Source organism: Gordonia sp. NPDC057258, assembly GCF_042668985.1.
Taxonomy (GTDB): domain Bacteria; phylum Actinomycetota; class Actinomycetes; order Mycobacteriales; family Mycobacteriaceae; genus Gordonia; species Gordonia hongkongensis.
On sequence record NZ_JBHUXZ010000006.1, the window covers coordinates 92,247 to 118,597 of the forward strand.

The window sequence follows — 26,351 nt, forward strand, 5'->3', positions numbered from 1 at the left end:
CAGCGGTGGGGCTGGGTCAGCTCTTCTGGGTCAACTCTTCTGGGTCAGCTCTTCGTGGGACTCGAAGACGTAGTCGGCCATCGCGGGCAGATCGGCGATGACCCCGCGGTCGGCGACGAAGGCGAAGTGCAGATGGTCACGGTACTCGACGACGCTGATCGCCAGCGCACGCTGCGACACGAGGGTGGGAATCGAGAAGACCTGGCGCACCGGTGCGCCGAGGACGAAACGGTCCGGCACCGGCGACGTGCTCATCGCCACCGGCACGTTGTACGCACGGCTGTTCAGCGACCGGAACGCCCGAGAGCTGATCTCCGGGAACGGCACCACACCCAGTTCGGGGAAAAGCGGGCTGGGACCGAGAGTCATCCGGCGCGACGACTGCGCATATCGGTCGGCCAGACCGGCCACCTGCGCCAGCCGAACGGCCGGATTGCTCTCCCCCACCGGCAGATCGGTGACGAAACTCGGTTTGCCGACCCCGATCCACCCGGGTTCCGGCTCGGCAGTGCGCTCGACACCCGGGTCGCGTGCCGACAGCGGCACGACGACCCGCACGGTGTCGGCGGGCACCTCGGCCGGATCGAACGACAGCATCCACTTGCGCATGACCCCGGAGATGATGGCCAGCTCGACGTCGTTGATGGTGCAACCGTGATGCTCGGCGACCTTTGCGCAGCCCCGTCGCGGCAGCGCGACGGTGGTGAAGGACCGGGTGGTGGTACCCGCGTTGTTCAACGGACTGCGTGGCGCCGAATCGGTCAGCTGCGACACCACGTCCCCCACGCGCCGCACGGTCGTGCCCACGGCGGACCGCATCTCGGACACGAGTCCGTTGCCGTGGAGCACCGTGTCCACGAGGTCGCCCGGACGCGCGAGCGCCTCGGCGAGGGCACCGGCGACGAGATGGGTGCCGCCCGGCGGCCTGCCCGGCATCCACAGCTCCTCCGGCAGCGGTTCGGCTGACTCGGTGTCGTCGCAGATGACCTCACTGATCTCCCGGCTGCCGGCATCGTCGATGAGGCATCGGTGCGACTTGGTCAGGATCGCGAGTCGGCCGTCGGCGAGACCCTCGATGAGATACATCTCCCAGAGCGGTCGCGTGCGATCGAGCGGCCGCGACATCACCCGGGCGACGAGTTCGTCGACGTCGACGGCTCCACCGGGCCGCGGCAGACCCGCGCGACGGATGTGGAAGTTGATGTCGAAGTCGGGGTCGTCGACCCAGACCGGGCGCGCGAGGCCGAGCGTCACCTCGCGGACGACCTGGCGATACCGCGGGATGAGTTGCAGGCGGTTCTCGACCAGCGAGACCAGACCCGCGTAGTCGAGCGTCGACTGCCGTGACGCTCGCCTGGCCGCGTCGGACGCTTCGGATCCGGCGTCGCCCGGTTCGGCGTTCTCCGAGGTGGCCAGCGCGGCCGCGGGATCGACGATCAGCAACGCCCCGAGGTGGGTCGTGGACCGCGAATCGTCGAGGAAGTAGTACATCGCGTCGCGGGGCGACAGACGGGTGACCACGACGCCGATCGTAACCGCCGACGCGGATTTCCGTGGTCTGCGCAGGAGCTACCCGTCAGCCGAACTCGAGGGCCACCAGCTGCCACCGGTATTCCACTCGACCCAACGATCGCCGGCCCGGGTCCGCGGCGCCACGGACCCGGATCGGCTTACGCTCGATGCGGCCCGCGAACGCCCGGAGCCGCCCACCCCCCTCGTACGAGCCGAACACTTCTGCGGCGCTGGGATCGCACACCTGGACGTGCACGCGCCGCAGCACGTTCCCGGTCGACACCTGCGCCACCGGCGTCGATGCGGTCCCCGGCGTCCCGGTTCCGGTCGACTCCGGAATCCGAAAGGCGTCGTGCCGGACGAGGGCTGCGACCTGGTCGGCGATCGCCGGCGACACGACGTCGCCGAGGTGCGCGACCGAGCGACGCCGATCGACCACCTCGAACAGCAGCCGGGACACCGCAACGGTGAAGCGGCGGGCCTCGGCCGCGGCGACCGCGGTCTTGCGCGCCGAACCGGCACCCGGAGCCGACCCCGGGAACGGCCGGATGGCCGTCGGAGTCGCAAGGCCGTGCGGTGCTGCCACCACCGGACCGGCGGGCTCGTACGGCGGCGCCGGACGAACCCGGACCCGCGGTGTCTGCTGCGACGGCCGCGATCCGTGCGGCCGCGACGTGCTCGTGGGTGCGAGTTCAGGACCCGCCAGGAGTGGACGCATGGGATTTGGACGCACGGGGCGGCGTCCCGGTTCCATCGAATCCGAGAAAAACGCCGACGGTCGGTCCCGGACATCTCCGGGACCGACCGTCGGCGGTCACTGCTGGTGGCGGCACCCGCTTGGGGCGCCGGTCAGCGGCGCTGCTTCTTGGACTTCGGCGGCTTCGGCCGGGACCCCTTGGTGGTGGCGCGGGCCGCGGCGCGGCGCTCGCGACGGCTGGCGGATTCCGCGGCGCCCGAGAGCTCCTCCTCCTCGGAGTGCACGACCGTACCGCCGCCCTCGCCCGGGCCCGAGTATGTGACCGCCGCGTCCGCCGACTGAGTCGGGGCCCGCAGGGCGGCCGGGGCCTGAGCACCGGAGTCGGCGGCCGGAGCGGGAGCGGGCACCGGTGCCGGGGCACCCGCGCCCACGGCCGCGCGCAGGTCGGCAGCACTCGGGAGCGGTTGCTCGGCCGCCGGCTGCTGTGTCTGCACCTGCGCGTTGAACAGGATGCTCAGCGTCTCTTCCTTCAAGCCCTCGAGCATGCCGTGGAACATGTCGAAGCCCTCGCGCTGGTACTCGACGACCGGGTCACGCTGGGCCATCGAACGCAGGTGGATGCCCTCGCGCAGGTAGTCCATCTCGTACAGGTGGTCGCGCCACTTGCGGTCGAGCACGCTCAGCAACACGCTCCGTTCGAGCTGTCGCATCGCGCCCTCGCCGGCGATCGCGTCGATCTGCTTCTCACGGGTGTCGTACGCGGCGCGCGCGTCGGCGACGAGCTTCTCGCGCAGCTCGTCGGCCGAGATGTCATCGCGCTCACCGTATTCGGACTCACCGACGACATCCTTCGGATCGAGCTCGATCGGGTACAGCGCACGCAGTGCGGTCCACAGCTCGTCGAGATCCCAGTCCTCGGCGTAACCCTCGGCGGTCGCACCGTCGACGTAGGCCCCGACGACGTCGTCGACCATCTGCTTGACCTGCTCGTGGTGATCCTCGCCCTCGAGGATGGTGCGGCGCTCGGCGTAGATGACCTTGCGCTGCTCGTTCATCACCTCGTCGTACTTGAGCACGTTCTTGCGCATCTCGAAGTTCTGCTGCTCGACCTGCGTCTGCGCACTGCGGATCGCCTTGGTCACCATCTTCGCCTCGATGGGGACGTCGTCGGGCAGCCGGTTCATGATCGCCTCGAGCGCACCGCCGTTGAATCGACGCATGAGCTCGTCGGCGACCGACAGGTAGAACCGCGACTCACCCGGGTCGCCCTGGCGGCCGGAACGGCCGCGCAGCTGGTTGTCGATACGGCGTGACTCGTGGCGTTCGGTGCCCAGCACGTACAGACCGCCGGCCGCGCGGACCTCCTCGGCCTCCTTCGCGGCGTCGGTGCGGGCGACCTCGATGGCCTCGTCCCACGCGGCCTCGTACTCGTCGGGGGTCTGCACCGGGTCGAGACCGGCCTTGCGAAGCCGGGTGTCGGCGATGATGTCGGGGTTGCCGCCGAGCACGACGTCGGTACCGCGACCGGCCATGTTGGTGGCCACGGTGACCGCGCCGAGCCGACCCGCCTCGGCGATGATCTGCGCTTCCTGCTCGTGGAACTTCGCGTTCAGGACGCTGTGCGGGATCTCGCGCTTCTTGAGCTGGCGGGAGAGGTATTCCGAACGCTCGACGCTGGTCGTACCGATCAGGACAGGCTGACCCGTCGCATGGCGCTCGGTGACGTCGTCGACGACCGCGGCGAACTTCGCCTCCTCGGTCTTGTAGATCAGGTCACCCTGGTCCTTGCGGATCATCGGCTTGTTGGTCGGGATCGGCAGCACCCCGAGCTTGTAGATCTGGTCGAACTCGGCGGCCTCGGTCTCGGCGGTACCGGTCATCCCGGACAGCTTCTCGTAGAGGCGGAAGTAGTTCTGCAGTGTGATCGTGGCGAGCGTCTGGTTCTCGGCCTTGATCTCGACGCCCTCTTTCGCCTCGATGGCCTGGTGCAGGCCCTCGTTGAAGCGACGCCCGTCGAGCACGCGGCCGGTGAACTCGTCGACGATCATGACGTTGCCGTTGCGGACGATGTAGTCCTTGTCGCGCTGGAACAGCTCCTTGACCTTGATCGCGTTGTTCAGGTAGCTGACCAGGGGCGAGTTGGCGGCCTCGTAGAGGTTGTCGATGCCGAGGCGGTCCTCGACGAACTCGACGCCGGCCTCGTGGACACCGACGGTCTTCTTCTTGATGTCGACCTCGTAGTGCACGTCGCGCTCGAGCAGCGGGGCGATCCGCGCGAACTCGGTGTACCACTTGCTCGACCCCTCGGCGGGGCCGGAGATGATCAACGGGGTACGGGCCTCGTCGACGAGGATCGAGTCGACCTCGTCGACGATCGCGTACGAGTGGCCGCGCTGGACGAGGTCCTCGAGCGAGTGCGCCATGTTGTCGCGCAGGTAGTCGAAGCCGAATTCGTTGTTCGTGCCGTAGGTGATGTCGGCGGCGTAGGCCTCGCGCCGCGCGGCCGAGCTCATGCCGGTGAGGATGACGGCGGTGTCGAGACCGAGGAACCGGTGCACGCGGCCCATCCACTCGGAGTCGCGCTTGGCCAGGTAGTCGTTGACGGTGACCACGTGCACGCCGTCGCCGGAGAGCGCGTTGAGGTAGGCCGGGAGCACACAGGTGAGCGTCTTGCCCTCACCGGTCTTCATCTCGGCGATGTTCCCGTAGTGCAGCGCCGCCCCGCCCATGATCTGCACGTGGAAGTGCTTCTGGTCGAGCACTCGCCACGCCGCCTCGCGGGCGACCGCGAAGGCCTCGGGCAGCAGCTCGTCGAGCGACGCCCCGTCGGCGATGCGCTCTCTGAACTCGTCTGTCTTGGCACGCAACTCGGCGTCGGTCAACGCCTCGACGTCATCGGACAGCGTCTCGACGTGCGATGCGATCGCATCGAGTCGCTTGACCATGCGGCCTTCGCCGACACGCAACAGCTTGTTCAGCACCGTGGATCGAGTCCCTCACCTGTAGAAAACACACGGAATCCGGCCCGCGCGAACGCACAGACCGGATCCCATGGTACCGAGGTGAGCTGAGCAGACCCTGATCGGATCGTCGGACATCGACCGGATGACCGCCTGCGGGGCCCGCTCGGGCGTCAGGTCAACCTGATGAGCCCGTAGTCGAAGGCGTGCCGGCGATAGACGACGGACGCCTTGTCGGTCTCCTTGTCGTGGAACAGGAAGAAGTCGTGGCCGACCAGTTCCATCTCGTAGAGCGCGTCGTCGACGGTCATCGGCACGGCCGTGTGCTCCTTCACGCGGACGATCTGACCGGGTGTGTATTCCTCCACGCCGTCGTCCCACTGTTCGGCGGAGTCGGCCGCCGTCGAGTTCGGATCACCGACGAAACCGTCCACGGAGAGCTGGTTGTCGCGGAGGGGCGGCGCACCGATCTCGGTGGCTTCGGCGACCGAGAGCGGCCGGCGGTTGCCGTGATGGACACGGCGGCGGTCCTTGACGCGGCGCAGCCGGGACTCGACCTTGTCGAGCGCGTGTTCGAGGGCGGCGTAGAAGTTCTCGCCGCAGGCCTGCGCCCGGACGATCGGCCCCTTGCCCGTCGCGGTGATCTCCACCTGTTGACAGACCTTGGACTGTCTCCGGTTGCGCTCGTGGTTCAGCTCGACGTCGAATCGGTAGATGGTCGGATCGAATCGCTCGAGACGAGCGAGTTTGTCGCCGACGTAGATGCGGTAGTGGTCGGGGATCTCGACGTTGCGGCCGCTGAACACGACCTTCGCGGTGGGTTCGGCCGGCTCGTCGGCGTCCACCGTTCCCGGTGGGCGGACAAAGGCGAACTCCGGATCGTAGGAATCGTTCTCGGTTGATCGGCGGTCGGGCGCGGGACCCTCCTCCACGGTCGGCCGTGGGTCGGCGGTCTTCGGTTCGCGCTGGCCTTTGCGGTGGATGACTGTGGACATTCAACTACCTCCTGAATTGTCCCGAAGCCGGTTGAATCGCCGTGATCTGTTGTCGCACTGGCGATTCGAACGGCACCGAGGATGTGTCCATGTCAGCTGACAGCTGACACTCAAAGACAGGGGCATCACCTCCCGGCAAAAGCGGTCGTGGCCGGCACACCTCGACGGCCTCCGGCAACCTGCTGTACCCCCGACCGTAGCCGCAAGTTCCGGTATCGGCCACGTTTTGCGGCGCGGCGTCGGCATGTCGGGACGAACGGGCACGAGATCCTCCCGCGAGCACCCGTGCCCCGGTTGTGCACACCCTCGCCCACCGCCCCGCACACCTGTGCGAGGTGCACTACCGTCGGCGCGTGACGTGGCGCCGGGAGGTCTTCGAGGCGGGAGCCGATCTGATGTTCCCGATGGTCTGCGGCGGGTGCGGTCGCCCGGGGACCCGGTGGTGCCGTCGGTGCGAGCGCGCGCTGTCCGACGCCCCGATCTCGGCCCACCCTCGGGTCGCGCCCGGCGTCCCGGTCTGGGCGCTGGGCCGGTACCGCGGTCCGCATCGGCAGGCGATCATCGCGCTCAAGGAACACGACCGTCGCGATCTCGCCCGGCCCCTCGGCACCGCCCTCGCGCTCGGTGTCCGCGTGCTGGCCCGGTGGGGTGAGCTCCCCGACGCCGAACGGATGCTGCTGATCCCGGCACCGACCCGCCGGATGACGGCGCGGCGACGCGGCGGGGACCCCGTCACGGCGGTGGCGGCGAACGCGGCGCCCGCACTGGGCCGACGGGTACGGGTCGCACCGCTGCTGGTGACCTCGGCGACGGCACGGGACTCCGCCGGACTCGACGCCCGGGCCCGCGCCCGGAATCTGCGCGGGGCCGTCCGGCTGCGCTCCGGCGCCGTCCCGACCCCCGGGGCGAGCGCGATCCTGGTCGACGACGTGCTGACGACCGGCGCGACCGTGACCGAATCAGTGCGCGTGCTCGCCGAGAACGGCGTCGACGTCGCGGCGGTCGTCGTGCTCGCGGCTGCCTGACGGTAGCGGCTCGGGTACCTCAGGGGAGGACCGGGATCGCGCCCTCGATCATCGCCGGCTCGACCTCGGTCCAGTACTGGTCGGGTTGGCCGTTGCTGCTGCCGAGTCGCAGCACACCGCGCTGATCGCCCACGTAGATCGTCGAGGCGTTGGCGACGACCGCCCGCACCGGCGGGGACACGTTGCCGCTCAGCAGGCCGACCGCCGGGGTGCCGTCGATCGACAGCTGCACCACCGGCGACTCGGGTGCCTCGCGCGCGATCATCAGCGTCGTCGGCGACGCCCAGTCCACCGAGACCGCGCGGTTGCCGATGTTGTAGGCCGCGATCCGCGGGCTGGTCAGCGAGACCTGGCCCTCGGTGTTGGTCGACAGCACCGCGAAGACGATCTGTCCGCCGACCACCAGTGCGGTGCGCACACCGTCCGGGGCCACCTGCATCTCGGTGATCGCGCCTCGCGCGACCGTCGGGATCGCCGAAGCCTCGACGGGCACGGTGGCGGTGCCGTCGTCGTCGCGTTGCCATTGGATCGGTTTGCCGTCGACGACGACCCACACGGTGTTCTCGTCGGAGCCGAACGACGGCCGGGTGATCGACGACCCGCCGACGATCGGTCCGACGTCGCCGCCGTAGTCGCCGATCACCAGTTCGAGCCTGCGCTCGGGTCCGGACAGACTCCGGACCGCGGCCACCCGCGCCCCGTTGTCGGAGATGGTCGCCGACCGCAGATCGCGCGCCGACCCGAGCGGCCCCTGCACCGGCACGGTCGCGGTGTCGGTCACCGCTCGCAACGCGCCGCCCGTGACGATGTTGAGCCCGACATCGGTGGTGGGCACAGAGTTCGGATCGAAGGCCCGCACGTCGGTGGTCTGCCATCCGGAGGCGCGTTCGGCGGCCAGCGGCGCGCCGTCGGCGTCGATGACGTAGGGCCCGGATATGTCGGCGCCGTCGAGCGTCCAGATGATCTGCGCCGCCAGCAGGTTGCGATCCCGCGCGGGGGCGCTCCCGATGCCGTCGAGATCCACACGTACCCCGCCGCCGGCGAGGCCGACGACCGGACCCCGCAGTGCGGCTCCGTTGGGGAAACCGCTGTCCACTGCCGCCGCGAGGTCCGACGCGGGTCCCGCGATCAACCGGTTCACCAGCACGGTCGGGTCGGTCGCCTGTCCCGCGTAGAGCCAGCGCGGGTCGGGGACGAGCCGGCGCCCGGTGCGGTCGCTGTAGTACAGCGAGACCGGCCGGTAGGTGCTGTCGAACTGGTCCCGGTCGATCATCGTGCCGTTCGGCAGGGGCCCGTCGATGCGCCACTGGTCTCCCGAGCGGGTGAGGCTGATGCTGGTCTCGACCCGTCCCGAGGCCGGCAGCAGCTGACCGTCGGACTTGAGGGTCCCGACGTTGTCGCCGATGAGCCGCATCCGCACCGAGTCCTCGTTGCGTTGGTCGACGAAGGTGTTGATCTCGTCGACGATCAGCGCGTCGCCGCGGTCGTCCCACTGCTGCGAGGCGACCGAGGTCAGGAAGGCGCGCGCCGACCGATGCGCCGAGTCGGGATCGACGGTGGACTTGAGGAAGGCCCGCACCAGGGCCTCGGGATCCATGTCGGCCTGGGGCACCGGGACGGCGTTGGTCGCGCCCTCCCGTTCGAACGATTTGATCGGCTGGGGAGACGAGTCGTTGGGGATCGCCCCGCACGCGGTGACCAGCAGCAGCGCCGCGATGCCGAGCGCCAGCGCCAGGACGGCGCGGCCGGACCGGGATGACCGCGTCATTCGGCACCCGCTCCCGGGCCCGCGGCGCGCCCACCCGTCCTGGGCGCGGATGTGCGCTGCAGGGTGCCCACCGATTTCAGGGGCAGCGGCGAACCGAGGACCTTGTGCCCGCGCACGAGCGGCAACGTCAACCGGAAGCACGCGCCCTTGCCCGGTTCACCCCACGCCTCGAGGCGCCCCTGGTGCAGGCGGGCGTCCTCGATGCTGATGGCCAGGCCGAGGCCGGTACCGCCCGAGCGCCGGAATCGCGACGGGTCGGATCGCCAGAACCGGTTGAACACCAGCTTCTCCTCCCCCGGCCGCAGTCCGATGCCCTGATCGCGCACGGTGATGGCCACCGCGTCACCATCCGAACGCATGGTGAGCGTCACCGGTTTCCGTTCGCCGTGATCGATGGCGTTGGCGAGCAGGTTCCGCAGGATGCGTTCGACGCGACGCGGATCGATCTCGGCCAGGACGGGTTCGGCCGGGAGATCGAGGACGAGCTCGGTGCCGGTCTCCTCCGCGAGGTGACCGACGGTGGCCAGGGCACCGTCGATCGGGATGGCCATGTCCATCCGCTCGGCGGCCAGTTCGGCCATTCCGGCGTCGTGACGCGAGATCTCCAGGAGCTCGTTGAGCAACGTCTCGAAGCGGTCGAGTTCCTTGTCCAGCAGTTCCACCGACCGCTTGCGGACCGGGTCGAGATCCTCGCGGCCCTCGTAGAGCACGTCGGAGGCCATCCGCACGGTGGTCAGCGGTGTACGCAGTTCGTGGCTGACGTCGGAGGTGAACTGCCGCTGCAGTCCGCCGAACTCCTCGAGATGGGTGATCTGCTTGGACAGGCTCTCGGCCATGTCGTTGAAGGACATCGCGAGCCGGGCCATGTCGTCCTCACCGCGGACCGGCATTCGCTCCTTCAGTCGGCCGTCGGCGAACCGCACCGCGATCCGCGACGCCGACCGCACCGGGATGACGACCTGACGCGACACGAGCCACGCGATCGCGGCCAGCAGACCGAGCAGCACGATGCTGCCCGTCAGCAGCGTGCCGCGGACGAGGTCGAGCGTGTTCTGTTCCGCGGTCAACGGGAACACCAGGTACAACTCGAGGCCGGGCACCGAGGCGTTCGTGGGACTGCCGACGATCAGCGCCGGCGCCCGACCCCCCGTCCCGTCGGGGACCTGGGTGTACTGGTAGGCCACCTGACCGCCGCGGACCATGTCCCGCAGGTTCGACGGCACCTCGGCCGTCGGCCCGACGCCGCTCGCGACCCCGTTGTCGGAGCCGCCCGGTACCAGCAGGACGGTGTCGAAGGCACCGACGGCACCCGACGCCTGCCCGGTGTCGGCGTCCCGGTCGGTGAGCAGGGACCGCGTCTGACGCAAACGGTTCTGGACGGACATGTTGCCCGCGCCGCTCGACAGATCGCGCTCCACCGAGATGCGGGCGCGATCGATCTCCTCGGTCGCCGCCGCCAGCTTGACGTCGAGCAACCGGTCGGTGATCTGGGTGACGAGGACGAAGCCGAGAATGAGGAGAACGACGACCGACAGCACCAACGTGGACACCACGACCCGCAATTGCAGCGAGCGCCGCCAGATGTGCCCGAAGGCACGTCCGACAGCGCCGGCGGTGCGGGTGAAGCGTCCGAGAGTGCTGTTGACCCGTCGTCGAGATCGACCGATCACGGCGGGCCGGCCTTGTAGCCGACCCCCCTCACCGTCAGGACGACCTCGGGATTCTCCGGGTCGGTTTCGACCTTGGCGCGTAACCGCTGGACATGCACGTTGACGAGTCTAGTGTCCGCCGGGTGCCGGTATCCCCACACCTGTTCGAGGAGGACATCGCGGGTGAACACCTGACGGGGCTTGCGCGCGAGCGCGACGAGCAGGTCGAACTCGAGCGGGGTCAGCGAGATCGGCACGCCATCGCGGGTGACCTTGTGGGCGGGCACGTCGATCTCCACCGGGCCGATCGACAGCAGCTCGGCCGGTTCCTCGTCGGTCCGGCGCAGGCGCGCACGCACCCGGGCGACCAGCTCCTTCGGCTTGAACGGTTTGACCATGTAGTCATCGGCGCCGGATTCCAGGCCCAGCACCACATCGACGGTGTCGGACTTCGCCGTCAGCATCACGATGGGCACACCCGAATCGGCACGCAGCACACGGCAGACGTCGATGCCGTTCATGCCGGGCAGCATGAGGTCGAGAAGCACCAGATCGGGACGGATCTCCCGGACCGCAGTCAGAGCCTGTGTGCCGTCGCCCACCACGAAGGGCTCGAAACCCTCGCCGCGCAACACGATCGTCAGCATCTCGGCGAGTGCGGCGTCGTCGTCGACGACGAGGATGCGGGGTTTCATGTTGTCAATGGTGACATCACCGTGATGAAACCGTGGTGATCGACGCGCCGGGACGGACGTTCTGACCCGTTGGTTTAACCACCTAGACTCCCCGGCGTGGGTCAATTGATAGCCGTGGAAGGACTCGACGGCGCCGGCAAGAACACCTTGGTCACCGGTCTGATCGACCGATGGTCAGCGGCCGGACTCCGGGTCGCGACGTTCACCTTCCCCCGCTACGGCCGGTCGGCGACCGCCGACATCGCGGCCGAAGCGCTCCACGGTTCGCACGGTGACCTACGCGACAGCGTGTACGCGATGGCACTCCTGTTCGCGCTCGACCGGGCCGGAGCGGTCGAGGACATCCACGCCGCCACCGACGCCCACGACATCGTGATCCTGGACCGCTATGTCGCGTCCAACGCCGCCTACAACGCCGCACGTCTGGAGCAGGGCGCCGGCGGTGAGATGGTGCGGTGGGTCGTCGACCTGGAGTTCGGCCGATTCGACATGCCGGTCCCCGACCGCCATGTCCTGCTCGGGGTGTCACCGGAGGTCGCGATGCAGCGTGCGGCGTCGCGCGCCGACCAGGACGCGGCGCGAGCCCGGGACGCCTACGAACGCGACGACGCCCTGCAGCGCCGGGTCGACGCCGTCTACCGCGAACTCGCGGGGGACGGCTGGATGTCGCCCTGGTACCTGTTCGACGGCGAGGATGTCGGGGGCCTGGCCGACGACCTCCGTACCGACCGGACAGCACCGACCGAATGACGCGTCCATGACCTCGCGGCACCCTTTCGATAGCCTGGGACCACCGATTCTGAAGGGCGTTTCATGACCTATCAGCCACCGCCACCAGGTGGTGGACCGCCGCCGTACGGTCCGCCGGGCCCCGGCCGGCCGGGCTCGGGTCCACAGGGTTCGGGCCCGCCGGGTCCCGGCAGGCAGGGCCCCGGTCAACAGGGTCCCGGTCAGCAGTACGGCCCGGGTCGGCAACCAGTGCCCGGTCCGCATCGCCCGGGGGGATACGGCCCTCCGCCCGACCGGGGGCCGGTGCCGCCGCCCGCCCCGTACGGCCGCCCCCCGTTCGCCCCGGGACAGTATGGTCCCCCCGGGGCCGGGGCTCCCGGATTCGGGGGCCCGCCCGGCCCGCCGCCGCGCGGCAACACCGGGGTGATCGTCGCCTGGGTGCTCGGCGGCGTCGCGGTCGTCGCGGTGATCGCCCTGGTGCTCACGGTGGTGGTGACCAGATCGTCGTCGGACGACACCGTGGTCGCCGGTTCGTCGAGCGCGACATCGGGCCCGACCTCCGCCTCCGACGACCCGTCGCCGAGTGAGAGCGGGTCGGAGCCGGGATCGACCGACTACACCGCCCTTTCCGAGATCCGGGCGGCGTTGCTCGCCTACATCACCGCCCGCAACGAGCGCGACGTCGCGCGAATGCGCGCCGCGGTGTGCACCCAGTCCCGCGACCGGATCACCGGCGTGCCCCCTGCCGACGGCGGAGACATCGTTCTCGACGGCTTCCTCGACACGGTCTTCGACGGCGACGTCGCCCAGTCCGAGGTCGTGTCCCACCTCGAGAAGGGCACGGAGAGAACGGCATCGGAGAAGTCGAACGAGCGCTTCCTCAAGGAGGAGGGTTCGTGGATCTACTGCCCCGACGCCGAACCCGACATCGGAACCTGACTTCGGGAACCCGGCTTTCGAACCCCCGGTCATAGAAAAAGGAGCCCCACCGAGGTGGGGCTCCTTTTCTATGACCGGGGGTTCGATCAGTAGCGGTAGTGCTCGGGCTTGTACGGCCCCTCGACATCGACGTTGATGTACTCGGCCTGCTCCTTGGTGAGCTTGGTGAGCTTGCCGCCGAGCGCCTCCACGTGGATGCGGGCCACCTTCTCGTCGAGGTGCTTGGGCAGGCGGTAGACCTCGTTGTCGTACTCGTCGTTCTTCGTCCAGAGTTCGATCTGCGCGATGACCTGGTTCGAGAAGCTGTTGCTCATGACGAACGAGGGGTGACCGGTCGCGTTGCCGAGGTTGAGCAGACGGCCTTCGGAGAGCACGATGATCGACTTGCCGTTCTCGAAGATCCACTGGTCGACCTGCGGCTTGACGGTGATGCGCTTGGCACCCGACCGCTCGAGGCCGGCCATGTCGATCTCGTTGTCGAAGTGGCCGATGTTGCCCAGGATCGCCTGGTGCTTCATCGCCCGCATGTGCTCGAGGGTGATGATGCCTAGGTTGCCGGTCGAGGTGATGACGATGTCGGCGTTGCCGATCGCGTCCTCGACGGTGACGACGTCGAAGCCGTCCATCAGCGCCTGCAGCGCGTTGATCGGGTCGATCTCGGTGACCTGGACGCGGGCGCCCTGGCCGGCCAGCGACTCCGCGCATCCCTTGCCCACGTCGCCGTAGCCGCAGATCAGCACCTTCTTGCCGCCGATGAGGACATCGGTGCCGCGGTTGATGCCGTCGATCAGCGAGTGGCGGGTCCCGTACTTGTTGTCGAACTTCGACTTGGTGACCGAGTCGTTGACGTTGATCGCCGGGAACGCGAGGTCGCCGGCGGCGGCGAACTGGTACAGCCGCAGCACACCGGTGGTGGTCTCCTCGGTGACGCCTTGGACCGACTCGGCGATCGCGGTCCACTTGCCCTTGTCCGTCTCGAACCGCTTGCGCAGCAGTTCGAGGAACACCTTGTACTCGGCGGGGTGGTCGTCCTCCGCGGGCGGGACCACGCCGGCCTTCTCGAACTCGGCACCGCGGAGCACCAGCATGGTGGCGTCCCCGCCGTCGTCGAGGATCATGTTCGCCGGTTCACCGGGCCAGGTCAGCATCTCCTCGGCCGCCCACCAGTACTCCTCCAGGGTCTCGCCCTTCCAGGCGAAGACCGGCACACCCTTCGGCTCGTCCGGCGTGCCGTTGGGCCCGACGACGATCGCCGCGGCCGCGTGATCCTGGGTGGAGAAGATGTTGCACGACGCCCATCGCACCTCGGCGCCGAGAGCGGTGAGGGTCTCGATGAGGACCGCGGTCTGCACGGTCATGTGCAGCGAGCCGGAGATACGAGCTCCCTTGAGCGGCAGCACGTCCGCGTATTCGCGTCGAAGCGCCATGAGTCCGGGCATCTCGTGCTCGGCGAGCTCGATCTCCTTGCGGCCGAAGTCCGCGAGGGACAGGTCGGCCACCTTGTAGTCGATTCCGTTGCGGCTGTCGGCCTTCAGCTCGTCCTGAGCAGTCGTCACTTGATCCCCTTGTCGTTCGCGTCGGGCGCCCGTCGATGCAGGCGCGAATGCGTTCGACCCAGGCTAACCGAACGAGCGGGCGGTTCCGAGGGGCAGGTGCTCCGAGCCTCAGGTGTCGCGCGAAGGGTGGGGCCGGGCCGCGCGGTCGGCGTCCTCCCGGACCAGGTCCGGATCCTCCGCCAAGTCCTCCACCTCGGGCCGACGACGGAGGAACACGATGCTCGCGACGAGCCCACCCCACACGATGGTGATCGACACGATGAGCATGACGATGGCGATACCGCTCATCGGACGGTCTCCTTCGTGGACGGGCCGGAGGTGCGGCCGGTGTCGGCCAGCGGTGGCCACGGTAGGAAGTCCGGTTGATCCCGGCCCTTCCAGGACGGCAGGGTGAGCAGCACCGCAGCCACGACGACCAGCGCGATCGTGCCCCAGCCGAAGACGCCGAGGTACCACGTCGGGTATCCCTCATATCCCTCGTCGATGACCGACCACACCTTCTGCACCAGCATGATCGTGAGGAAGATCGGCGCCACGACCCCGACGAGCGCCAGCCAGATCTTGCCGACCTTGAACGTCGAGACGGCGTTCAGGTGCTGGCGCAGCATGTCTCCGCGGCGGAGCACCCAGATGAGGATGACCGTCATCATGATCGCCGACGCGACGACGCCGACGTTGTTGGCGAACATGTCCACCGTGTCGAGGGCGATCAGGCCCGAGGTCGTGGAGAACAGGGCGATCGAGATCAGACCACAGATGCCGGAGACGCCGACCGCCGCCTTGGTGCGGCTGATGCCCCATTTGTCCTGGAGCGCACCGGACACACCGATCATCAGCGAGATGAGCGAGGTGAAGCCCGCGATCACGAGCGAGCCGAAGAACAGCGCCCCGAAGAACGCGGCGCCCGGCATCTCCGAGATGACGGCCGGGAACGTGACGAAGGACAGGATCGGACCGGTCAGACCCTCGAGATCCGAGACGGCCACCTGCTGCTGGTAGGCCAGGAAGCCGAGCGCCGAGAACACGCCGATGCCGGCGAGGATCTCGAACGAGGAGTTGGCGAACGCGACGACCAGACCCGAGCTGGTCATGTTGGCCCGGCGTCGCTGGAACGACGCATAGGCGATCATGATGCCGAACGCGATCGACAACGAGAAGAAGATCTGGCTGTAGGCCGCGATCCACACGTCGAGGTCCTTCAGCGCGGCCCACTGCGGGGTGAAGAGGGCGTTGAGCCCGTCGGCGGCGCCGGGCAGGGTGATTGCCCGGATCACCAGCCCGGTGAACCCGATGAACAGCAACGGGATGAACACGATGTTGACCTTCTCGATGCCGTTGGCGACACCGAGCGCCAGGACGGCCAGCACCGCGAGCCACACGATGACCAGGGGCAGTGCGACGCCGCCGACGACGGTCGTCGAGACACCCGGATCACCGACCTGGAGGTAGTCCTGGGTGAAGAAGGTCGCCGGGTCGTCGCCCCAGCTCTGGTTGAACGAGAAGAAGAAGTAGCTGGCGGCCCAGGCGATGACCGCCGCGTAGTAGACGCCGATGACGAACAGCAGACCGGTCTGGAACCAGCCCAGCGCCTCGACCGGCTTCTTGATGCGTCGGAACGACAGTGGTGCGGTGCCGCGGAAGCGGTGCCCGACCGCGTAGTCGAGGAACAGCACTGGAATGCCCGCGGTCAGCAGGGCGACCAGATACGGGATGAGGAACGCGCCGCCGCCGCTCTCGTACGCGACGCCCGGGAAGCGCCAGATGTTGCCGAGGCCCACTGCGGAACCGATTGCGGCGAAGATGAAGCCGGAGTTCCGGGTGAACTGCTCCCGACCACCTCCGACGGTCTTGGCAGATGCCACCGCTTACCTCCTCGTCGAGATCTGCGCCCTCGGGGTACGGGTGCCGCGAGGTCTGTAGACGTCGACGCTATCGCACGAAGCGGGACTCCCGCGGGCGTTGGCAGACGGCGCGCCCGAACGCGAACGGGGACCCCCGGCGCACGGCCGTGGGTCCCCGTCCTGACGTCGGGCTACGAGTCGGTCGGCGGTCAGACGAGACCGCGGAAACCCGTTCCGATCGCTGCGTCGGTGTCCTGCATGACACGGCTGGCGTTGCTCACACCCTGCTCCAGCGCGGTCAGCGAGTCACGGGACTGGGTGAAGATCCGATCGAAGGCGCCCTGCGCGTCGACGTAGGCAGCCTTGGCCTGCTGGGAGTTCCAGTTCCCGTCGAGGGCGGCGACCTGCGCCTTGAGCTGCGAGTTCAGGTCCTCGAGCCGGGTGAAGGCAGCCCGGAGGCCGCCGCTGAGATCGCCGAGAGCGGCGAAGTCGTAATTGATCGAGCCGTTCATGGTGGGTTCCTTTCGCAGAACGTGAGGTTCGGGATGCGGACCGGTGTCAGACGCTGGTGTTGAGTCCGCGCGCGGCAGCCGCGTCCTGGTCCTCGTAACCGGCGAAGCCGTTGGTGAGCTGGGTCTTGATCTGCTCCAGCAGCTGGTTCATGGTCAGCGCGGCCTTGTTCCAGTCGGTGTGCGTGCCGTCGAACGCGACACCGGCCGAGCCCTGCCACGTGGGTGTGGCGTTTCCGGCGTGCTGGGCGATCTGGTTGATGACGGCCTTCATGTCCTCGACGAGACTGCCGACCTTGGCTGCGGTGGCCTGTCCGTCCGCGACGTTCACGGTGACGCCGGCGCCGCCGCCTGCTCCGGGCAAGTTCAGCATGAGTGCTCCTCCTGTGTAACGGCACCGTTTGGCGATGCCCCCGTTGGTATCCGTGACACAGATACCCCTGACAGTTGATTCCCGCGGCGGTCTGTTCCGCGGAATCCCCCGATGCGGATCATGGCATCCATTTCCCGTCGGGCAGGGTCTCTATCAACAGGCTGACCGCCTGTGCGATTCGATGACCCGTTCCCGGCGAGAAGGTGGTCCACACCCGACCGTCCGGGGACTTGCTGGGACTGGACACGATTCGACCCCGTTCGGTGTCGAAAATCGCGACAGCTCCAGAAGATTGAGCGAATCGTCCGTCCTCGTTCATCGAGGCGACGACCTCGGTGCGGGTCCGGCACGACGCGAACCCTGCCGAGACGACGACGGCATCGGCCGGTGCGGCGCCGAGCGCGTGCAGGGCGTCGGTCGTCTCGGTGCCGGCCCGACAACGGCCGAGCCGGTCGACGACCTCGTCGGACGGAGCCGAGAAGGCCGTGAATTCAGCCGGCTCCGCGGCGGATTCGAGAGCGTCGAACTGAGCCCGCACCACCGCGGCGAGGGCCTCGACGTCGGCGACATCGACGACCGTGACGTCGACGCGACGGCCCGTCCGCGTCACGAGTACGTGGTCGTGGCCGTTGCGCGCCACACAGATTCGGCGAACCGCGTCGTCAGTGTAGGAGCGGATCTCGATCTCGCGCTGCGGTTGCGCCAGCACCCGTAGCACCGTCGACGCCCACGGTGTGGGCTCACCGTGCTCGACGAGTTCGAGCGCCGCGATCACCGCGTCGGGGTCGGCTTGGGTGACGTTGGCGGAGTCATTCCCGGTGTCGGACTCCGCGGCAACGTTCCCGAGGTCGAGGACGACCGGCCAGGTCTGGACTCCGAAACGTTCGCCGAGCCGGCACAGGACTGCGGCATCGAACGTCATCCCGGCGTCGTGCACGATCGGCATCATCGGCGTTCACCCGGGTTGCCGAGCATCAGCGTCTCCGATAGGTAGCGCGGATCGACGTCGGGCATTCCGTGCCCGTCTGGCGCCGAGACATAATGCGCAGCAGGACGATCCGACGTGGCCAGCTCGGCCCAGGTCGTCTGTTCCGTGGATTCGGTCGCCACCGAGGGCGGAGGGTCGGACGAGTCCAGTTCGGCGGCGTCGGCGCCGACGGTGCGGACGACCGAACCGCGGTCCGCCGTGGCGACACCCGGGGCCACCGGCGGCGGTACGCCGGGGCCGGTCACGGGGGCCGACGCCCCCGGAGCGCCGCCGGACGTCGTGGCGGCGACCTGCGATGGTCCGCTCGCGACGATCGTCGGTGCGTACTTCAGCTTCTCGGGCGGCGGCAGGAACACTCCCCCGATGCCCGCGGGCATCGCCGCACCCAGAGGCGCGGCCGGCGCCGGGGTCGGAGGTGGCGCGGCCGCGCGGGCCGCCGCCGCCCGCTCGGCGGCGAGCGCGTCACCGGACACGAGCCCCGGTGCGGGTTTCGCCGATTCCCACGGCGCGGCAACAGGTTCGGTGGCATTCTCGTACGTCTGCATCACACGGGCAGCCCGCATTCGCTGGTGCGCGACCGCACGCTCGGCCTGGGCGGCCGCACCGGCGATGATCGGTGCGACCGCGGTGGCGGTGGTTGCGATCTCGTGCAGTTTCTCGACGACGTCGACCTCGGCGAGGTCGGGCATGTTCAACCGCGCGACCGTGATCGCCGCGGCCTGGGCTTCGGCGCGTGTGGCATTCTCGGCCGCCTCGGTCGCGACTTCGGCGAACCACGGGGCCAGCCGGGTCAGCTTCTCGAAAGCCGCACTGGTGTGGGCGGACTGCCAATGCGCCCCCAGGCGTGCCAGCACGGCGGCGTATTCGACACCGGCTTCCCCGACCTCCGCGGCAAGAGCGGCCCAGGCCAGGCCCGCTTCCGCCAGCGGCGCGGGCCCGGGACCGGCGCCGAGGTCGGCGGCGAGCTGTTCGGTCGGACGGGTGTCCCAGTTGACTCCGGTGAAGCCGATCACGAGCGCCTCCCTTCGATGCCGGCGGGTTGTGGATGTGCGAGCGGAATGATGTTGCTATGCAGGGGGTTCGCGCTCTCCTACAACGCCACGCGGAAGGCGTCCGACGCCTCGGCATCACCCTCGATGAAGCCGGCGGCCTGCGCGCGGAGTACGGCGGCGATCTTCCGCATCTCCAGAACTCCCGTCGCCGTGTCCGTTTCGAACTTCTCGGCTACCGTCGTGAAACTCTCGGCAGCTGCGGTCGAGACCTCATCGCGACCCTGCGCGGCCACGGGCAACGCCCGACCGGCGGCGGTGAGCGCGTGTTCCAGGCGGTCGGCGATCCGGTCGAGGTCGCTTGCCGCCGAGATCAGTTCGGCGGGTTCGACGCGGAGTTGCGAGTTGCTCATACTTCCTCGTTTCGTTTCGGACCGGGCACGCCCAGTCGCAGTTCGATGTCCGGGCTGGGATCGGCTTCGGCGGCTTCCTCATGACCGATGACGGCTGGAGCGACCTCAGGCGACTCACCGACCACGCGACGGCCGTTGTCCTCGGTGACGAGATAGTCGGGTACCGAATGCTGGTCGTCCGCGGCGCCCGCGCCGCGCGCACCGGCGGCACCCATCGGGGCACCGCCCATCGGTGCGCCACCCATCGGCATAGCGGCGGGCGCCGTCACGGGCCTGGCGGTCGTCGATGCACCGAGGGCGGGTTCGCCGAGGTTGAAGTTCGTCGGGACGGTCGGTCGAGAAGCGCCCAGCGGCGTCGCTATTCCGCCCACGCCTCCGATGCCACCGCCACCGCCGCCTCCCCCGCCACCACCACCGCCGCCCGCGCCCTTCGACTTCGGCGACAGCGCAGCCGGGACGACGGCAGGTGAACCGTGTTCGACGTTCAGCATCTTGCTGATCGGTTGCATCAGCGAGGTGGGCAGTTCGGTGGCCGTCGACATCGCCGGCGACACGACGTCGAGGATCGAGCTGGCCAGCGTGAACGGCGATTGTCCCGCGCCCGCGGTGGGTGCACCGGTGACGGCGACCGGGGCACCGTTCACGGCCATAGCCGTCGTCGGGCCGAGTAGTTCGGCCCGGGTCACCGCGACCGCGGCGGTCGCCTGCGACAGTCCGACGGAGGCGAACCCGGCCGCAGCTGCGAAGCCTGCGCCGACCGCCGGTGTCATCATCATCGGTACCGCGAAGCCGGTGATCTTCGCGACCGTCGCCGCGATGATCCCCTGCACCACTGCCAAGCCCTTTGCCACGATCGCGGCCGCCGTCTTGGTATCCAACGAGATCCCCGACCCCTGCGTGGCCAGAGCCGAACTGTTCGCCCCCGCCTCGGCGGTCTTGGCGCCGGCGCTCACCGCGCCCTGCCCTGCCCACAGCTGGTCGGCGAGTTTGAGTGCGCTCTGCCCCATCGTCATCGACGTCTCGAGCACCTTGGTGAGGCTCTCGAAGATGACGGTCGGGTCGAATCCGCCACCCGAGAGATCACCGGTGCCGAAACCACCCAGCAGATCGGTCATCGGTTTGATGAACATGTCCAGGTTCGGTGGCTGCAGCGGTGGCAGTCCCGGCATCGGCGGCAACGGGGGCAGCACCGGCAGCGGAGGCAGACCCAGTCCGCCCAGGACGTCGGCGACCGTGCGGTCGAGGATCGGGCCGAGCGGGGTCGCCTCGATCATCTCCTGCACCGTCATGTGATTCAGGGCAGGCACATCCGGGATGCCCGGTAGCGGTGGAACCGTCACAGCACCGAACGGATGGCTGCGGCGCTGGCGGCGTCGGTGCCCTCGAACTCGGCGAGACCCGCCGCAGTCGATGCCGCGGTGGCGGCATGCACGGCCGCGAGTTGCCCCACGGACATGAGGTGACTGGCCTGCGCAGCGATGAAGGCGGCGAGGAACTCCTGCCCGATGAGCCCGAAGACGGGGACCATCGCCGCTGTGTTGGCCGCGGCGTCGATCGACCCGGCGGTGCCGACGGCGGTCGCCATCGCGGCGTTCGTGGCGGCGAAGCCCTCGAGGACCTCCGGCGTCACCTTGACGTTCGTCATTCTCGAACCCCCTCGTGGGTGTCAGTCTGATGGATCGGTGTCATGTCGGCCGGGTCCGTCATTCGGCCGGACGAGCGGCCAGCATGTCGCCGAACGACTCGTTGAACTCCTCGGTCACCGCGGCGATCCGGGCGTAGACCTTCTGTGCGGCCAGCGCGGCGGTCGTCACGACCTGGTCGGCCAGCCGGCTCGCACCGAGTTCGTTGGCGCCGTAGGCGAATTCGAGGTCGATGAGCGCGCCCTTGCCGTCCACCTCGGCGGTGACCAGCCCGTCGGACGACGTCTCCCGGACCGAGATCGCGCGTAGCTTCTCCTGAAACCCGTGCAGGCCGTCGAGCTGCCGTTGCGCGCGCGCCTCGAGTTCGTCCATTCCCCAGGTCATCGCTGCAACCACGACGCGGGCGCGTCGGCTTCCTCGTCGTCGCGCCACTCGGCTCGTGCGAGATCGTCCGGGCGGGGCAACTGCATCTCCTGCACGAGGTCCCGGTCGATGCCGGCGGCGAGCAGGTTCTCGCGGAGCCGGATACCGGCGGACATCGCCGCCTGCTGACAGAGTCGGAGGATGTCCCCGGCGAGCAGAGCCGGATCCTTGTCGAGTTCGGACGCCTCGATACGAACTGCCACCGGAAGACCTTGCGCGGTGGTCCGGACGCCGAGCCCGCCCGACCGTGACCGCGCGGTCACGAACTCGTGCAACACCGCCCACGGGTCGTCGGGATCACCGTCGACGAGATCCCGAGGATCGTCGGAGTAGGTCATGGAAAGCTGCACCCCCTTCACGCCGAATATGACGCAGCCGGGGCCCCTTCCGGTTCCATCGAATTTTCGTTCGACGGAACCAGACCTCCCACATACGGATCCGTGAAGAACCGCGCACCCCGCTGCGCACATGTGTTGAGTGTCTGCATAGTGCCATACTCGGTTCGGCCTCACCACACCAGAGATGCACTATGCCGAACGCGTGTCCTCGAGACGGCTCTGTGGACGTCGTCCGGACCAGGTCGAGGACCTTGGGTAGACTGCCGCAGGACGCAGCCGGGGTCGATCGACAAAACGGGGTGGATCGCTGCACGCCTCGCCGAACTCGCCGCAACGCGATCGGCGCCCGGCCGCTTGACCAGAGGATTCCCCGATGACGTACGAGAACCCGACGAGACCGGACGGAACCGGGCCCGGCACCCCTGATGCCGACGCCCCGGCGCCGCCGCCCTGGCTGCAGTTCGCCCCGCCGACCGCCGCTCCACAACAGCCGCCGGCAGCAGCGCCCGCGCCGCCCGCACCCCGGGGACCGTCCGCACGTCCGGACAGCGGATCACCGGCCCGCGAGACGATGCCCCCGCGGCCGGACTTCGAAAGCCGGTCGGCGCCACCGCCCGACCATCCCGCCGCCGTCCGTCCGCCCGCCGACCACGCCGGCGCCGCCGACCACCCCGGGGCCGCGCCCGCCGATCCGCATCCTCACGGCGGGCCCGTTCCGCCGGAGCCGCGTCCCGAGATCTCACCGACTGAGAACCCGGTCGCTCCCCCGTGGTCGCCGCAGGCCCCTCCCGTCCCAGGGCCGGACCACTTCGGACCCGACAACCTCGGACCCGGTCACGTCACCGGCCCGGCACCGTCATCCGGAATGCCGCCGCACCCCGCCGCGCCGCAGATCGTGCCGCCCGCCCCGCCGGCTCCCCAGTCCGCTCCCGCGTGGTCCGCCCAGCCGGGGATGCCACCGACTCCAGTCGCCGGCCATCACCCTCCGCCGTACGCGGGCCCCGCTCCGATGGGCCCCGGTCCCGCCCCCGCCTTTCCCGGGCAGCCGATGCAGCACGGGTACGGGCCGCCGTCGGGAGGCCCCTCGCTCGACGAGGTGGCCCTCATCCGAAAGGCCCGTCGCGCACCGAGTCGCGGCTGGCGTCGTGCGGTGCACACGCTGTCGGCCGGCGCGATCAATCCCGGTGAGTCACAGGGCGACATCGAATACCAGCAGCTGCTCGAACGGGTGAACCGGCCGGTCCGGGGCGACTATCGGATCGCCGTGCTGTCGCTGAAGGGCGGAGTCGGCAAGACGACGACCACCGTCGGCCTCGGCTCGACGTTCGCCTCCCTGCGGGGCGACCGCGTCATCGCCGTCGACGCCAATCCCGACCTCGGTACGCTCGCACAGCGCATTCCGCAGCAGACTCGGTCGACCGTCCGCGACCTGCTCGCCGATGAGAACGTCTACCGCTACTCAGACGTCCGGGCCCACACGTCGCAGGCGCCGAGTCGCCTCGAAGTCCTTGCCTCCGAACGAGATCCGGCGATGGCCGAGGCGTTCAACGAGGAGGAGTACCGCGGCGTCATCACCGTGCTGCAGCGCTTCTACAACATCATCATCACCGACTGCGGCACCGGTCTGAGCCACTCGGCGATGAACGGGGTCCTCGACCTCGCGAACACGATCATCCTCGTCAGTTCCCCGGCTCTCGACGGCGCCCGCAGCGCCGGCGCGACCCTGGACTGGCTGGAGGCGCACGGTTTCGGGCACCTCGTCTCGCGCGCCGTGGTCGTCCTGAGTTCGTCGCGACCCGGGTCGTCGACCATCGACACCGACCAGCTGGGTCAACACTTCCTCACGCGGTGCCGCGCCGTGCACAAGATCCCGTTCGACGACCACCTCGCCGAAGGCGCGGACGTCGACCTCGAACTGATGTCGAAGCCGACGAAGCGATCGTTCGTCGAACTCGCGGCGACCATCGCCGACGATTTCTCGGGTGGCCCCGGACAACGGGAGGAGCCGTTCCTCCGCTGACCGACCCCTGATCCCGGGCGGCGGAAGGGACCTGGTGAGACGCGGGGCAGACCCTTCGTGACGCGCCCTCCGCAGGCTCCGGGCGCTCCTCAGGGACCGGTGGTTGGTCGCGCCTTTCCGCAGGCTCCGGGCGCTCCTCAGGGAGCGTGGGTTGGTCGCGCCTTTCCGCAGGCTCCGGGCGCTCCTCAGGGAGCGGCGGTTGGTCGCGCCTTTCCGCGAGCTCCGGGCGCTCCTCAGGGGAGCAGAGGGAGGGCGTCGCTTGCACCCCTCAGACCAGCGATTTTGTTGTTCTTTCGGATCAGGGACCGGCGGTTCGCCTCAAGGCGTCTCGGCGCGCCGATCCCGGCGCGCGATCCGCCAGCGCCGACCGAAGTGGATGAACGTCGGTATGACGATCGTGCACACGGAGGCGATGATGAAGATCTCGATGTTGTCGCGGATGACCGGGATGTTGCCGAGGAAGTAGCCGAGCAGGATGATCCCGGCCGCCCAGGTGAAACTGCCGAGCACACTGAACAGGGTGAACGTCCGATGTGGCATGCCGCTGAAGCCGGCGACCAGCGGGGTCAGGGTGCGGACGATCCCGATGAACCGGCCGAAGAACACGGTGAGCGGCCCGAAGCGGTCGAAGTAGTGGTTCGTCTTGGCGAGATACTCGGGTCCGATGGTGCGCATCAGTTTGCCCTCGACCACCCCGCGCCCCACACGGCGGCCGATGAAGTAGCCGCACTGGTCGCCGACGATCGCCGCCAGCGGCACAGCCAGGCACAACAGCCACAGCGGTGCGAAGGGATCGGGTTGCGCAGCGAACACGCCGGCGGTGAAGAGCACCGAGTCGCCGGGAAAGATGAACCCGACCAGGATGCCGGTCTCCACGAAGATCAGCACGCAGAGTCCGATGAGGCCACCGGTGGCCACGAAGGACTCGATGTCGAAGGGGTTCATCGAATCCAACACTAGTGGCGCAGCGACCCGCCGGGGCCCGGTGACCGTCGCGACGTGGCAAAGCGTCGGCAACCATTCAGATCCCGGCAACCCAGGTCGCAGCCGGCACCCGGCACCCGACGCGCACGACGACCGGTGATGCGGTTTACTCGACGCCAAGCGGGACAACGCACCATTGCCATCCACCGCTCCGTCGCGAGGACGCGACCGACACCGCCCGAGCGACACCGAGGGGAGAGACAGTGCCCACCAAGCACCGGGATCCGTCCCCGACCACGACGTCCGGTCCGACGCTGCGTCCGGTCTCCGACACCGACGTCCGCATCGAGTACCACACCATCCACGGCTACCGGCGCGCCTACCGGATCGCCGGCAGCGGTCCGGCGCTGCTGCTCATCCACGGCATCGGTGACAACTCGTCGACGTGGGACGAGGTCATCCCGATCCTCGCGCAGCACTACACCGTCATCGCACCCGACCTGCTCGGCCACGGGGAATCGGACAAGCCACGCGCCGACTACTCGGTGCCGGCCTTCGCCAACGGCATGCGCGACCTCCTCGTCGTCCTGGGGATCAGCAAGGTGACGGTCGTCGGCCACTCCCTGGGCGGCGGCGTCGCGATGCAGTTCTGCTATCAGTTCCCGCGCTTCGTCGAGCGCCTGGTGCTGGTCGCGGCCGGCGGGGTCACCCGCGACGTCAACCCCGCCCTGCGGTTGTTCTCGCTGCCCATCGTCCCGCAGGTGCTGTCGGTACTCCGCGTCCCCGGCGTGATCCCTGGTCTCACGACGCTCGCGAAAGCGATCGTCGCCGCGCCGGTGCCGCCCCTGTTCCCGTCCTCGGCCACGCCCGAACATCTACTGGCCGACCACGAGGACCTCATGCGGGTCCTCGGTGGGCTCGCCGACCCCACCGCGTCGGCCGCCTTCCTCCGTACTCTGCGCGCCGTCGTCGACTGGCGCGGCCAGTCCGTCACGATGCTCGACCGCTGCTACCTCACCGAGCGCCTGCCGGTCCTGCTCGTGTGGGGCGACCGGGACATCGTGATCCCCCATCACCACGGCGAACTGGCGCACTCGGCGATCCCACACTCGGAGTTCGAGACCTTCTCCGGCTCAGGACATTTCCCGTTCCACGACGACCCCGAACGGTTCTGCCGGATCGTCATCGACTTCATCGCGCGCCACGCGCCGGTGGAATTCGACCCGCTCAACTGGCGGCATCTGATGTCCGAGGGCGCCCATCCGGAGCAGTTCGTCGGCGACGACGAGACCGTCGACGAGGTGCTCGAGGCCTTCGGAGACGAGCGCAACGCCACCTGACCCGAAACACACTCGCGTATGCCAC

The 26,351-nt window shown here is 69.0% G+C and carries 25 protein-coding genes; 5 read left to right on the plus strand and 20 right to left on the minus strand.

What is annotated here, in order from left to right:
* Positions 1–30 precede the first annotated feature (30 nt).
* The 4 genes from ACFUEJ_RS06745 to hpf form a co-directional block, all read right to left on the minus strand.
* Positions 31–1,521 (minus strand): wax ester/triacylglycerol synthase domain-containing protein, encoded by a 1,491-nt coding sequence (locus ACFUEJ_RS06745; protein ID WP_068970074.1) that lies wholly within the window; start codon positions 1,519–1,521, stop codon positions 31–33.
* A 55-nt stretch (positions 1,522–1,576) separates the two neighbouring features.
* The gene (locus ACFUEJ_RS06750) at positions 1,577–2,098 is read right to left on the minus strand and encodes an Rv3235 family protein (RefSeq protein ID WP_321179882.1); all 522 of its coding nucleotides are present in this window, start codon (positions 2,096–2,098) and stop codon (positions 1,577–1,579) included.
* 263 nt (positions 2,099–2,361) lie between these two features.
* Positions 2,362–5,190: a preprotein translocase subunit SecA gene (gene secA, locus ACFUEJ_RS06755; protein WP_068970072.1), complete on the minus strand. Its 2,829-nt coding sequence runs from the start codon at positions 5,188–5,190 to the stop codon at positions 2,362–2,364.
* 152 nt (positions 5,191–5,342) lie between these two features.
* A complete protein-coding gene (hpf, locus tag ACFUEJ_RS06760; RefSeq protein ID WP_058251942.1) occupies positions 5,343–6,164 on the minus strand; it encodes a ribosome hibernation-promoting factor, HPF/YfiA family in 822 nt (273 codons plus the stop codon).
* Between the two features lie 395 nt (positions 6,165–6,559).
* Between hpf and ACFUEJ_RS06765 the strand changes: the two genes are divergently transcribed.
* Positions 6,560–7,189 (plus strand): ComF family protein, encoded by a 630-nt coding sequence (locus ACFUEJ_RS06765; RefSeq protein ID WP_388028357.1) that lies wholly within the window; start codon positions 6,560–6,562, stop codon positions 7,187–7,189.
* A gap of 19 nt (positions 7,190–7,208) precedes the next feature.
* Here ACFUEJ_RS06765 and lpqB read toward each other — a convergent pair whose 3' ends face one another.
* The 3 genes from lpqB to mtrA are packed head-to-tail and all read right to left on the minus strand — an operon-like array spanning position 7,209 to position 11,310.
* Positions 7,209–8,957, minus strand: coding sequence for an MtrAB system accessory lipoprotein LpqB (gene lpqB / locus ACFUEJ_RS06770; RefSeq protein WP_058251943.1), 1,749 nt, complete (start codon positions 8,955–8,957; stop codon positions 7,209–7,211).
* Entirely contained in the window at positions 8,954–10,627 is a 1,674-nt protein-coding gene (gene mtrB, locus ACFUEJ_RS06775; protein ID WP_058251944.1) for an MtrAB system histidine kinase MtrB, read from the minus strand. The genes lpqB and mtrB overlap by 4 nt, the downstream gene beginning before the upstream one ends.
* Positions 10,624–11,310 (minus strand): MtrAB system response regulator MtrA, encoded by a 687-nt coding sequence (gene mtrA / locus ACFUEJ_RS06780; protein ID WP_091344371.1) that lies wholly within the window; start codon positions 11,308–11,310, stop codon positions 10,624–10,626. Before mtrA ends, mtrB begins: the two co-directional genes overlap by 4 nt.
* Positions 11,311–11,397: 87 nt before the next feature.
* Between mtrA and ACFUEJ_RS06785 the strand changes: the two genes are divergently transcribed.
* On the plus strand, positions 11,398–12,051 hold the full coding sequence (locus ACFUEJ_RS06785) for a dTMP kinase (protein ID WP_388028274.1): 654 nt from the start codon (positions 11,398–11,400) through the stop codon (positions 12,049–12,051).
* 282 nt (positions 12,052–12,333) lie between these two features.
* Positions 12,334–12,969 carry a hypothetical protein gene (locus ACFUEJ_RS06790; protein ID WP_388028277.1) on the plus strand — a complete coding sequence of 212 codons (636 nt, stop codon included), beginning with the start codon at positions 12,334–12,336 and terminating at the stop codon, positions 12,967–12,969.
* Between the two features lie 86 nt (positions 12,970–13,055).
* Here ACFUEJ_RS06790 and ahcY read toward each other — a convergent pair whose 3' ends face one another.
* From ahcY to ACFUEJ_RS06850, 12 genes are all read right to left on the minus strand, one after another.
* Positions 13,056–14,525 carry an adenosylhomocysteinase gene (ahcY, locus tag ACFUEJ_RS06795; protein ID WP_058251947.1) on the minus strand — a complete coding sequence of 490 codons (1,470 nt, stop codon included), beginning with the start codon at positions 14,523–14,525 and terminating at the stop codon, positions 13,056–13,058.
* Positions 14,526–14,633: 108 nt separating this feature from the next.
* The gene (locus ACFUEJ_RS06800) at positions 14,634–14,813 is read right to left on the minus strand and encodes a methionine/alanine import family NSS transporter small subunit (RefSeq protein ID WP_058251948.1); all 180 of its coding nucleotides are present in this window, start codon (positions 14,811–14,813) and stop codon (positions 14,634–14,636) included.
* Entirely contained in the window at positions 14,810–16,387 is a 1,578-nt protein-coding gene (locus ACFUEJ_RS06805; RefSeq protein ID WP_165629748.1) for a sodium-dependent transporter, read from the minus strand. The genes ACFUEJ_RS06800 and ACFUEJ_RS06805 overlap by 4 nt, the downstream gene beginning before the upstream one ends.
* A gap of 188 nt (positions 16,388–16,575) precedes the next feature.
* The gene (locus tag ACFUEJ_RS06810) at positions 16,576–16,878 is read right to left on the minus strand and encodes a WXG100 family type VII secretion target (protein WP_058251950.1); all 303 of its coding nucleotides are present in this window, start codon (positions 16,876–16,878) and stop codon (positions 16,576–16,578) included.
* Positions 16,879–16,924: 46 nt separating this feature from the next.
* Positions 16,925–17,248, minus strand: coding sequence for a WXG100 family type VII secretion target (locus ACFUEJ_RS06815; protein ID WP_014927790.1), 324 nt, complete (start codon positions 17,246–17,248; stop codon positions 16,925–16,927).
* 118 nt (positions 17,249–17,366) lie between these two features.
* A complete protein-coding gene (locus ACFUEJ_RS06820; RefSeq protein WP_058251951.1) occupies positions 17,367–18,197 on the minus strand; it encodes an ESX secretion-associated protein EspG in 831 nt (276 codons plus the stop codon).
* A complete protein-coding gene (locus ACFUEJ_RS06825; protein ID WP_058251952.1) occupies positions 18,194–19,249 on the minus strand; it encodes a PPE domain-containing protein in 1,056 nt (351 codons plus the stop codon). Before ACFUEJ_RS06825 ends, ACFUEJ_RS06820 begins: the two co-directional genes overlap by 4 nt.
* Positions 19,250–19,326: 77 nt before the next feature.
* Positions 19,327–19,638, minus strand: coding sequence for a PE family protein (locus ACFUEJ_RS06830; protein ID WP_137810653.1), 312 nt, complete (start codon positions 19,636–19,638; stop codon positions 19,327–19,329).
* Positions 19,635–20,927, minus strand: a complete 1,293-nt coding sequence (locus ACFUEJ_RS06835) for a hypothetical protein (protein ID WP_247449911.1) — start codon at positions 20,925–20,927, stop codon at positions 19,635–19,637. The genes ACFUEJ_RS06830 and ACFUEJ_RS06835 overlap by 4 nt, the downstream gene beginning before the upstream one ends.
* 47 nt (positions 20,928–20,974) lie before the next feature.
* The gene (locus tag ACFUEJ_RS06840) at positions 20,975–21,283 is read right to left on the minus strand and encodes a type VII secretion target (protein ID WP_058251955.1); all 309 of its coding nucleotides are present in this window, start codon (positions 21,281–21,283) and stop codon (positions 20,975–20,977) included.
* Positions 21,284–21,341: 58 nt separating this feature from the next.
* On the minus strand, positions 21,342–21,653 hold the full coding sequence (locus ACFUEJ_RS06845; RefSeq protein ID WP_078113319.1) for a YbaB/EbfC family nucleoid-associated protein: 312 nt from the start codon (positions 21,651–21,653) through the stop codon (positions 21,342–21,344).
* Between the two features lie 8 nt (positions 21,654–21,661).
* A complete protein-coding gene (locus ACFUEJ_RS06850; protein WP_058251956.1) occupies positions 21,662–22,042 on the minus strand; it encodes a hypothetical protein in 381 nt (126 codons plus the stop codon).
* Positions 22,043–22,415: 373 nt separating this feature from the next.
* Here ACFUEJ_RS06850 and ACFUEJ_RS06855 point away from each other — a divergent pair, with 373 nt between their 5' ends.
* On the plus strand, positions 22,416–24,062 hold the full coding sequence (locus tag ACFUEJ_RS06855; protein ID WP_388028287.1) for an AAA family ATPase: 1,647 nt from the start codon (positions 22,416–22,418) through the stop codon (positions 24,060–24,062).
* Between the two features lie 318 nt (positions 24,063–24,380).
* Here ACFUEJ_RS06855 and ACFUEJ_RS06860 read toward each other — a convergent pair whose 3' ends face one another.
* Positions 24,381–25,007 carry a DedA family protein gene (locus ACFUEJ_RS06860; protein WP_068969975.1) on the minus strand — a complete coding sequence of 209 codons (627 nt, stop codon included), beginning with the start codon at positions 25,005–25,007 and terminating at the stop codon, positions 24,381–24,383.
* Positions 25,008–25,249: 242 nt separating this feature from the next.
* Between ACFUEJ_RS06860 and ACFUEJ_RS06865 the strand changes: the two genes are divergently transcribed.
* Complete coding sequence (locus tag ACFUEJ_RS06865; RefSeq protein WP_165629744.1) at positions 25,250–26,326, plus strand: alpha/beta fold hydrolase; 1,077 nt, start codon at positions 25,250–25,252, stop codon at positions 26,324–26,326.
* Positions 26,327–26,351: the final 25 nt, after the last annotated feature.